The sequence below is a fragment of the Microcystis sp. M_QC_C_20170808_M3Col genome (genome assembly GCF_007095505.1).
In the GTDB taxonomy this organism is placed as follows: domain Bacteria; phylum Cyanobacteriota; class Cyanobacteriia; order Cyanobacteriales; family Microcystaceae; genus Microcystis.
This window is the reverse complement of the sequence record NZ_SFBY01000455.1, coordinates 1-9,523: the sequence shown is the minus strand read 5'-3', so window position 1 is coordinate 9,523 and position 9,523 is coordinate 1. Positions and strand designations below refer to the sequence as shown.

Here is a 9,523-nt window from a genome sequence, read left to right as displayed (position 1 = left end):
TTCAAAATCTGTCGAAATGTTAGAGCACTCAATTCGGCTTCTTATTCATTACCTCAAGTTTAAGGATGTTCCTATTCCCTGCGTTTCTGCTTGATTCATCTTTCTGTCTGACAACGCCACGGATTTAGTATAAATTCCCCACACCCCACTACCCCAACCCCCAACCCCCAACCCCCACCGAAAAACTTTTTTAGCAGACCCTAACTAGGGGAGAAAAGGAAGGTGAGAGGAACCATTCAAGATAAAGCAGCGATCGCTTGTTCTAGGGCCAGGGAAATATGAGTCCAATGGGTTCCCCCCTGACAAAAAACGATATAGGGTTCCCGTAGGGGTCCATCGGCGGAGAATTCCGAGGTGCTACCATCGATAAACGTGCCACCAGCCATCACTACTTGGCTCTCATAGCCTGGCATTTGGGCAGGAACGGGATCTAAGTAGGAACCGATGGGAGAATAGGCTTGAATGGCTTTACAGAAGGCAATCAGCTTATCGGGGGAACCGAGTTTAATCGCTTGAATAATATCGCGTCGAGGCACAAAAGGAGCAGGATTGACTGGATAACCCAACTTATCGCCCACATAGGCAATTAAATGACTGCCTTTCATCGCTTCTCCCACCATTTGCGGTGCTAGAAACAATCCCTGATAAAGAAGACGATTTTGGTCAAAAGTCGCCCCTCCCTCCCTACCGATCCCCGGTGCTGTCAGACGATAGCAGGCCATTTCCACTAATTCCGCTTTACCTGCTATGTATCCCCCGGCCGTGACGATTGTACCTCCGGGATTTTTAATTAGAGAACCGGCCATTAGATCTGCCCCCACGTCGGTGGGTTCTTTGGTGTTGATAAATTCTCCATAGCAATTATCGACAAAACAGACCGTATTCGGGTTTTGTTGTTTAACTATACGGACAATTCTCTCGATTTCGTCAATAGACAAACTCGATCGCCACGAATAACCGCAAGACCTTTGAATATGTACTAAACGGGTTTGGGGTTTAACTGCCGTTTCTAAAGCCAACCAATCGATCGCACCGGTAGAATCTAGCTCTAATTGCCGATAACTAACGCCAAAATCCTTTAAAGAGCCTTGACCACTGCCCCTAATCCCGATTACTTCCTCTAGGGTATCGTAGGGCGCACCCGCTACCGCTAACATTTCATCCCCCGGTCGGAGAACCCCATACAAGGCACAGGCGATCGCATGGGTTCCTGAAACAAATTGTACTCGCACCGCTGCCTTTTCGGCCCCCAGGGCTTGGGCGAACACTTGATCTAAAGTATCCCGTCCCAAGTCATCATGACCATAACCACTAACACTAGCAAAATGATGCACCCCGACGCGGTTTTCACGGAAAGCGCAGAGGACTTGACGGAGATTTTCCTTGACCTGTGCGTCAATTTCCGAAAAGATGGGGAGTAAGGCCTTTTCTGCCCTGTGGAGTAGAGAGGAGATATCCATCAAACAATAGACTGTGATCTGTATTGCATTTACCAAGCCTACTGATCATACAACGCCAATCCTTCCGCTTAAAACATCTGCCAAGGTTGATATTAGGAATGATTAGAGCGGCCCACCTGGGGGGGGTGAGGCTCCCTGTGGTGGGGTACCGGGGGGAGGGCCACCAGCAGCCGGTTCATTCCCCCTGCCACCAAAGAGACTTTGCCAAGAAAAACCCTGGGGTGGTCGGGTGTCCGAGGGTGGATTAATTAAGATATGTTCGGAGCCATCGAGTCCGCTTTTGACTTCGGTACGATTGCCGATAGTAACGCCAGTGGTAATGGGGACAAATCGGGGTGGTTGGTTAGGTGCGCCAACAAAAACACCAGTTTGCTCGTTCTGACGGGTAACGGCAATAGTTGGCACGGTTAAAGCGTTTTTCAGTTGGCCGACTTGGAAATCGGTAGAAACATTCATTCCCGCTTTTAATTCCCTGGCCGCCTTTTCTTCTAGGGTCACTTTCACTTCAAAACTGGTGACATTTTGTTCTACCGTTGCCTGGGTGGCAATCAGAGAGACTCGTCCATGAAATACCTTATCTGGATAAGCATCGGCTGTAATCGTCACCTTTTGCCCAACCCGGATCTTATCAATGTTTTTTTCTGCTACATTGCTGACCACTTCATTTTGTGAAACCAGGGATAAAATGGAGGAAGAAGTGGCCGAAGATACGGAACTGCCGGTCGTAGTAGGAGCCACAAAAGCTCCCGGTTCAGCATAGACAAAAGTAACCACCCCGTCAAAGGGTGCTTTAATGATGGTATCCTCAATCTGAGTTTTAACATTTTGTAGAGAACCCTGAGCAGTGGTCACTTCCGCCCGAGCTTGATCGATTTCCTCCTGTCTTGTTCCGGCTTGGAGAAGGTCTAAAACCTGTTGTTGACTTCTTACTGCCGCCTGCGCTTGGGTAATTTCTTCGGAGCGAGTTCCTTCTTTAAGGAGAGATAGCTTTTCTTGGGATTCAATCACGGCAGCCTGGGCGCTATCCCTGGTTGCCAGTTTTTCGTTTAAAGTCTGTTGAGATATGGCTCCTTCGTTGAAAAGTAGCTGATTGCGACGATATTCATCATCAGATTTTTTGAAAATGGCTTTTAGCCCTTCTAAACGAGCTTTTTCTTGGGCAATTTCCTGATAACGATTACCAGCCATCAGTTTTTGTAGGTTGGCTTCTAGTTCTTCCAGTTTCGCTTGGGCTTGAGCGATTTCTTGGGGACGATTACCAGCGATTAGTTTGCGGAGATTAGCTTGGGCTGCCGCTAGTTTGCCCTGGGATTCTAATAATTGACCCTGCCAATCAGAATCGTCCATTCTAGCAATTATCTGCCCTTTTTTGACAGTATAACCCTCATCTACTAGCAGTGCTTTCAGAATCCCTGCTGTTTTAGGGCTAACATTAACCACTTTTTCTGGTTCAACAGTTCCATTAGCGGAAACGATGATCGTTAGATTTGTTTGTTCCACGGCTACAGGCAGCGGACGGGAACTAGCCCGGTGGGTGGTATGCCCAAACTGACGATAGGCGAGAACACTACCACCTATGGCTAAAAATAATGTTAGTAATCCCAATACCCAGCTAATTGTGGGCTGTTTGTTAACTTTTTGGAAGGAGGAAGTATCTGACATAGTGAGTAGGAAACTGGCGGGTTAATTTAGAGAGAACCTGATGGTTGAACAGTCTGTTCCGATTCCACAGCACCATAATCGAGCTTAATAATGTGATCGGCTAGATGAAAATAGCGATCATCATGGCTAATAACAATAACTATTTTTCCTCTTTCTTTCAGTTGTAGCAGTATCTGTTTATAGAATAGTTCCCTAAAACGGGGTTCTTGGTCGGCGGCCCATTCATCAAACACATAGATAGGACGATCTTCTAAATAGGCTGTTAATAAAGCCAGTCGTTTCCTTTGTCCTTGAGATAGTTCTGTGGTGGATAAAACTCCATTTTTGACCGTAACTTTATGGGCTAATTGCAGTTGCATCAGATAATTTTCTACCTCTTGATCGAGATTGGGGCGATCAAAACCAAGAAAACTATCGAATAAGTAAAAATCAGAGAAAATTGCCGAGAAATGTTGACGATACCACTCCACATTATCTTGGGTAATACGTTTACCATTGAGATAAATTGCTCCCGATAGGGGTGGGTATAGTCCTGTAATTAGTTTAGCTAAAGTTGACTTGCCGCTGCCATTGCCGCCAATAATAAAGATCAGTTCCCCCGGTTGCCAAGAAAAGCTAATTGGTCCGAGCAGAAACCCCTTTTCATCTGCCCTTGGCGGTGGTGGTGGGTTGCCTTTTTGAGAATAGGGGGGATGGGATGGAAAGAGAATTAGTTTCCCCTCGGAAGAGGGGGATCCTGGTGCCAGTGCCGGTAAACTATTGGCAAAACCCTGAGAAAGACCATTATGAGGAAAGGGTGGATGGCCTTCGGGGAAACCTTCGGGGGGGAAAGGTGGATGGCCTTCGGGGAAACCTTCGGGGGGGAAAGGTGGTAATTCTGGGTGATAGAGATAGGTGACAGCTTGAAATTGTAGTTGACAGGAGGGACTGATGGATAAAACTAGGGTATCTGCTTCCGAGAGACTGGAGAGAGATAATTTCATCCTTTCAATTTTTCGCAGGGCAATATTTCCCCGGACTAATTCAGGAATGCGATTGAGCATATTCTGCATTGGCAAGGCGATGAAAGTACCAATTAAAACATAGGCGGCTAACATCGTTAAAGGAATGTCTAAAAACAAAGGTAGAATGAACAGAATAAATCCCAAACTAAGAAACTGAGATAGTTGTCCAAAACCGTTAGCGATCGCAAATCTTTTCATCGCTTTGGTATTTAGTTGCCGAAGCTGGACGGCACTACTCTGCAATTCCCTCTCCATGAAAGCCTGCCTTTTGGACTGATTGAGCTTGAGTTCTTTGATGCCGCCCATCAAGGCTTTAAAATGCTTAAATAGGGTGTCTTCTTCTTCCCTCGACTTAAAAAATAAACGTTCGGCTTTATTCAGGATCGTTTGCACAAACCAGATGGCGCTAACAGTAGAAGCTATCGTTAAGACGAAAAGGGCATTAGATAGCCAAGCAAAGTAAACGAAACAGCCGACAACTGTAGCCAAATCCACACAAATATTCGGCACGGATGCCACTGCATGAGTTAGGGTATGAACATCATCGGTAAAACTAACCAAAAGACGATTTTCTTTCAGTATCTCTAGATGTTCTAAAGGAGAGGACAAAATATTTTTACTCAATTTCACTCGCAGTTCATAGATAGCATTCTGCGAGAGAAAAATCAGCATAAATTGCGAGATAATGCTGGTCACTATAATAAAGATCGCCAAGATACTAAAGTATTGTAGAGCATTGACCGCATGACCCTCATGGACTTCTCGATTAATCAAAGAAATTAAAAGAGCGTTGCCAACACCGCTAAGTAAACCTGCTACGATAGCAATAGTGATATGTTTCCAGGATATGGCCAGCAAAAATCTCAAAAATTCCATTAAGTTTGTCCTCCTGTCGGGTGATAGATTTTCAAGAGTGGGGTTAAATCTTCTCTAGGAGAATTCCTTCAATACCAACTCCCGGAGCAAAAGAGAAGGCCAAACCTGTCAAAGATGCGGCGTTTTTACGAGTAACTCCGCTCTTATTTTGTTTAAGAGCTTGCGTCTCACATCCTTGTTCTAATCTTAAGATCATGCGTTCCATTACAAATAAAATCGCACAACTAAGTAGGTTGCCGTATTGACGGAGAACTCCCCAACTATCGGCCACTTGTTCATCATTTAAATCTAGGGAAAGTTGCACTTTTTCAATAATTTTTGTCCCGCCAGGGTGAACCACCCACAAATCAATATCTTCCTTGGTTATCTCATGACTATTCAGAAAATTAGTAATAATTCGACCGACACCAGACTCAATATAATCAGGTAATTGACGGGACAGCAGACAGGTAACACCATTGTCTCTAATGCCTAAGCTAATGCCGTCTTCGGTATTTTCGGCCAGATAACTAAAATTATCCCGAATGATAAATTTTCCTCGACCTTGTATTTGTTCTGGTTCGTAGGCTCCGATTACTACTGCCGCACAACCATCACCAAAAATACTATGAATGATAATGTCATTTAAATCATCTTGAAAAACGGCATTAATAGAACTTAATTCTAAACAAATCACTAAAGCTTTATGCTCAGGGTTGGCTCTTACATGATCACAGGCTACTCGTAAACCATTCATCGCAGCTGCACAACCCATAAAATTAACTGGCACTCTAGCAATGTTGCGTCGAAGTCCTAAACTTTTAATTAATTGAGCATCTATACCCGGAGCCACAAAACCTGTACTGGTGACGAATACGATTAGACCAATAGAATCCTCGATCTTTTCTGTACTCAAAGGATTATGCTTTTTCTGTTGCTCCGATGCGGCTAAAAGCACTCTTCTCGTCACATCTTCTGCTAGGGGAAGCCCATATTTTTCGTACATTTGCATTCGTTGTTCAATAGTTCCCTTTTCTCGACTAAAGTTGACAGTTTCTTCGGTTAATAAATTAATCGCTAGATGCCTGGTGTCAATCCGGGTATGTTCGTAGATTTTTTCGATACGATGTTGATTCTTCTCTAGACCTTTGAGGTTAGCTAAAAATTTAGCGGCATCCGTTTGTTGGACAAGATTGCCCGGAGTGCCAGTGGCGAGACTTTCAATGACAGGTAAAAACTGAGAAGATTGCATGGCAAATATCAGAACCAGTTTGGGTATAGTGAGGGTTTCTGTCAATCAATTCGAGAGAAAGTTAGGGGAAAGTCTGGGTCTTGATTATATCTACAAGATGCCGAATAATTTTTCCGAAACTTTCCGCCAGAATTTCTGGTTTTTGTCGGCTCAAATTGAACCAATACCAGCCCAACCTTTGACAATGTAGTCTAGGGTTGTTTCTAAGGCTTGCGGGTGAAAATGTTCTTTCAATAAGCCCAACTCTTTCTCTTTGGCTAATCGCGATGGCACGGCTAGATAGTGTTTAATTAGTGCTGGTAGGCGGTCAAAAAAGAAGTTTTGAGGTGTCGCCCATTCAACTCCGAATTTTTCCGATTCTTCCCGGACAATATCTTCACTGATGATATTGGCAAAACCGCTTTTTTGTTGGGGAAGAACGTGATGCACCCGATGGGGAGCCAAGCCCGCCGAGAGAAAACAGTCAATATATTTATTACCTACCATGGTCAAATCGTAGGAATTTTTAATCTGCATAACTGCCCAATCTTGGGTTTCCCATTGAGGTGATGCCATAGGATCTCTTGGCGGTTCTTCGGCTTCAAAATCATGACTAGCCACAATCATAAAAGTGCTAATCCAGAGGGTAAGGAAAAACTGTGCTAACCAAGCCCAAAATTGACCGTATAGACAAAAGATAACCAGTTCGATTAATAGTAATAAGTGAATACCAAAACTACCTAAAAAATGGGGGAACCCCAGCTGCCAACTGCCATACATATCCTTAACACCTGCTTTAAAAGCGAGGATACATAATTCTATAATGCGAGCAAACATTCCCGTAACCACATGGCCTATTTTATGAAATGTATGTACTGGCACTCGATAAAAACGAGGCAATTCTAACATGAAGGTGAAAACATTCTTTTTGATATCAACATCGGTCTGGGTAAAGGGATGATGCAGTAAAGTATGACCGTCTGTTACTACTAAAGCGAGGGGAACGTAGTTAATATCAAAAATATTGGCAAATACCTTATTTAATCCTACTTGTGGCCGATGAATTAGGTAGTGACCTACCCCTGCTAGGGCAATTCTTAGCATAGCGATGAGAGGCACAAATAGGTAAATCGGCATATACTGTCTGGCCTCTAAATACAGCCCTTGCACTACAAAATAGATCAGAAAAAGACAGATACTGATCACATTAAACAGAAAATCCATGCGTTCTACTTTCTGTTTAAATTCTGGAGAGTAAACTCTGGTTTTAATCTTATTCAGCAATTGTTCTGGGTTGCGGAAATCGTATTTAGGGGTATCTCTCCAACCGTCAAAATGCTCTTTAAATAAAAAGGCAGGAGCGTTGTATTTAGGATGAATATCCTCTGGTCTTCCAGGTTTTCCCAGAGAATATTTTTGCAGGACTTTTTTGACTCTTTCGGGATTGGGATGAAAAATATTGACAATCGTGGTTATATCTCTGTTCTTGGTGCGTCCAATAAAAAATTGTCCTCCTGGATGCTTGGCAATAAATTCTGTGAGATCATAGGCTTCTCCTTCATAAATCCAGACATTCGGCAACGGCGTGCCGTCGGGAGGATGGGGAGGTGGTTCGATGTCCCCCTCCAAGGACGGCGGCATCAAGGGACTGACTCCACCCTGGTTATGGGGTGCGCCTCTGTTGGCATCCACGGGCGGTAATGAGGGCATCATTCCCGACTGATTAGGAGATGGTACTGGTGCTTGAACGTTTTGAACCGAGCTTATTTCTTGTTCTGAGTTCATGGTCAATTTTTATCCTTGCTTGATTATTTTTCAGTTATCTTCGGCAAAACCCCGCACTACACTGGCTGGGAAGATTTAAAGATAATAATCTCTTAGCCCTCTAGGATTTTGTAGATAGTAGATGTTTGAGAACTGTCACCGAGAAATTCTAGTTACTTCTAGACACAAACAAAACTGTTCTCATGAAAAAATCAAAGAAGCGACTAAAGTTTCGTATCTCAAAAAAACGGTTTAATAGTTCTTCGGTAGCTATCATTTTGAACCCTTATTTATAAATAGCTACAATTGCTTTTAATACTTAAATAGGTCAAGGCCAGTTGAGCAAATACACTCACAAAGATTTGTGCTAATCATATTACAGGTATAGAACCTGCTCTGACAGAGCAGATCAGCAACCGAAGAACCAGGCTCACTAAGATTGACTGCGCTCAAAAACCCGTAGGATTAAATAACCCAAAGCGGCAATTTCTGGCGGTGAGTTTTGTAACATTCCCCCCAAAGCTTGGGCCTGTTCATCATTACCGAGTAATTGTTTTAAGAGTTCTTGATCTTGTTCTGTTAGACGCGGTAGATTGGCAGGTCCTGCCCCAGCCGGTGCAAAGGGCTGCGGTGTACCTAGCGGGGGTGCATGGTGCATTCCGGGAGCCGGTGCCTGGTGCATTCCAGGAGGGTGACTCTGCGGTGCATTGGGAGGAGGGCTTTGGGGTGCGCCGGGGGGGTGAGGATGTCTTGGTGTTAACATTGATTGATGTCTCCAGATATTTACTATTATCTACTCCTTCTATCTTATTCTAACTATTTAAAAGTGATTACCCAGATTTTTTATTTCTTAATAATTGCCTCTCTTGAGCTAAAAAAGAAAAAAGAGTTGTCATCAAGTACCTAGTTGAGATAACTCTCAGAAAGTAGACAAAATTGGATACATTAAACTTTAAATGTGGACATAGTTGGAACTTATCGATAAAAATAGCAGTTGATAGTCAGCCAGCACTGAAGAAATTTACTTTATATTTGTTAACATAGTGCCATTTTTGACATTCCACTGCTTAACCTAATTTTTAGGGCAAAATTATCCCAAAACACCCCTGGTAAAAACAATGATTTTCTGGCAGACGATTACAAAAATTTCTCTTTTAGGCGGGGAGCATCCCAATTTGGCACGTTAGCCATTCTCAAGGGAACTGAAACCCTTTCTATCGCCTTACTATTGTTATAGCGGTTCTCACATCTGTGTGGCACACTTTAACCTTTGCTGATTAAGCTTTTCAGGATTGAGAATGTACCTCTTGTCAACAGGAAACGCTATAATACTTGGCGATTTTACGAAAATGGTATGCTCCCTTTAGGCGAAGTAAGAGTTTTCATGCTTAAGGAAATTGCTCTCGAACTTCGTCTTTCAACCCAATATCAGTAGATGGAAAAGTTTTTGTCCAATAGCGATCGCTAAATGATAGGGGCTAAAAAATTAGGGATTTTCTTAGTATTTATGTACTCAGACAACGACTAATGATAAGTAAAAGTTATCT

6 protein-coding genes are annotated in these 9,523 nt (G+C 43.3%); all 6 read right to left on the bottom strand.

Annotated elements, in window-relative coordinates:
* Positions 1 to 236 precede the first annotated feature (236 nt).
* The 6 genes from EWV84_RS20905 to EWV84_RS20880 all read right to left on the bottom strand — a co-directional run bounded on the left by EWV84_RS20905 (position 237) and on the right by EWV84_RS20880 (position 8,739).
* Positions 237 to 1,460, bottom strand: a complete 1,224-nt coding sequence (locus EWV84_RS20905; protein WP_287079823.1) for a methionine gamma-lyase family protein — start codon at positions 1,458 to 1,460, stop codon at positions 237 to 239.
* Positions 1,461 to 1,562: 102 nt separating this feature from the next.
* Complete coding sequence (locus EWV84_RS20900; RefSeq protein ID WP_287079821.1) at positions 1,563 to 3,122, bottom strand: HlyD family secretion protein; 1,560 nt, start codon at positions 3,120 to 3,122, stop codon at positions 1,563 to 1,565.
* A 26-nt stretch (positions 3,123 to 3,148) separates the two neighbouring features.
* On the bottom strand, positions 3,149 to 5,002 hold the full coding sequence (locus EWV84_RS20895; RefSeq protein ID WP_287079820.1) for an ATP-binding cassette domain-containing protein: 1,854 nt from the start codon (positions 5,000 to 5,002) through the stop codon (positions 3,149 to 3,151).
* Positions 5,003 to 5,045: 43 nt separating this feature from the next.
* Positions 5,046 to 6,233: a type III polyketide synthase gene (locus EWV84_RS20890; RefSeq protein WP_287079818.1), complete on the bottom strand. Its 1,188-nt coding sequence runs from the start codon at positions 6,231 to 6,233 to the stop codon at positions 5,046 to 5,048.
* A 150-nt stretch (positions 6,234 to 6,383) separates the two neighbouring features.
* Positions 6,384 to 7,997: a cytochrome b5-like heme/steroid binding domain-containing protein gene (locus EWV84_RS20885; RefSeq protein ID WP_287079817.1), complete on the bottom strand. Its 1,614-nt coding sequence runs from the start codon at positions 7,995 to 7,997 to the stop codon at positions 6,384 to 6,386.
* Positions 7,998 to 8,409: 412 nt separating this feature from the next.
* The gene (locus tag EWV84_RS20880; RefSeq protein ID WP_024969041.1) at positions 8,410 to 8,739 is read right to left on the bottom strand and encodes a hypothetical protein; all 330 of its coding nucleotides are present in this window, start codon (positions 8,737 to 8,739) and stop codon (positions 8,410 to 8,412) included.
* Positions 8,740 to 9,523 lie beyond the last annotated feature (784 nt).

Coding starts and splice junctions, on each gene's coding strand:
- EWV84_RS20905 (WP_287079823.1), bottom strand. CDS start 1,460: ATGGATATCTCCTCTCTACTCCACAGGGCAGAAAAGGCCTTACTCCCC.
- EWV84_RS20900 (WP_287079821.1), bottom strand. CDS start 3,122: ATGTCAGATACTTCCTCCTTCCAAAAAGTTAACAAACAGCCCACAATT.
- EWV84_RS20895 (WP_287079820.1), bottom strand. CDS start 5,002: ATGGAATTTTTGAGATTTTTGCTGGCCATATCCTGGAAACATATCACT.
- EWV84_RS20890 (WP_287079818.1), bottom strand. CDS start 6,233: ATGCAATCTTCTCAGTTTTTACCTGTCATTGAAAGTCTCGCCACTGGC.
- EWV84_RS20885 (WP_287079817.1), bottom strand. CDS start 7,997: ATGAACTCAGAACAAGAAATAAGCTCGGTTCAAAACGTTCAAGCACCA.
- EWV84_RS20880 (WP_024969041.1), bottom strand. CDS start 8,739: ATGTTAACACCAAGACATCCTCACCCCCCCGGCGCACCCCAAAGCCCT.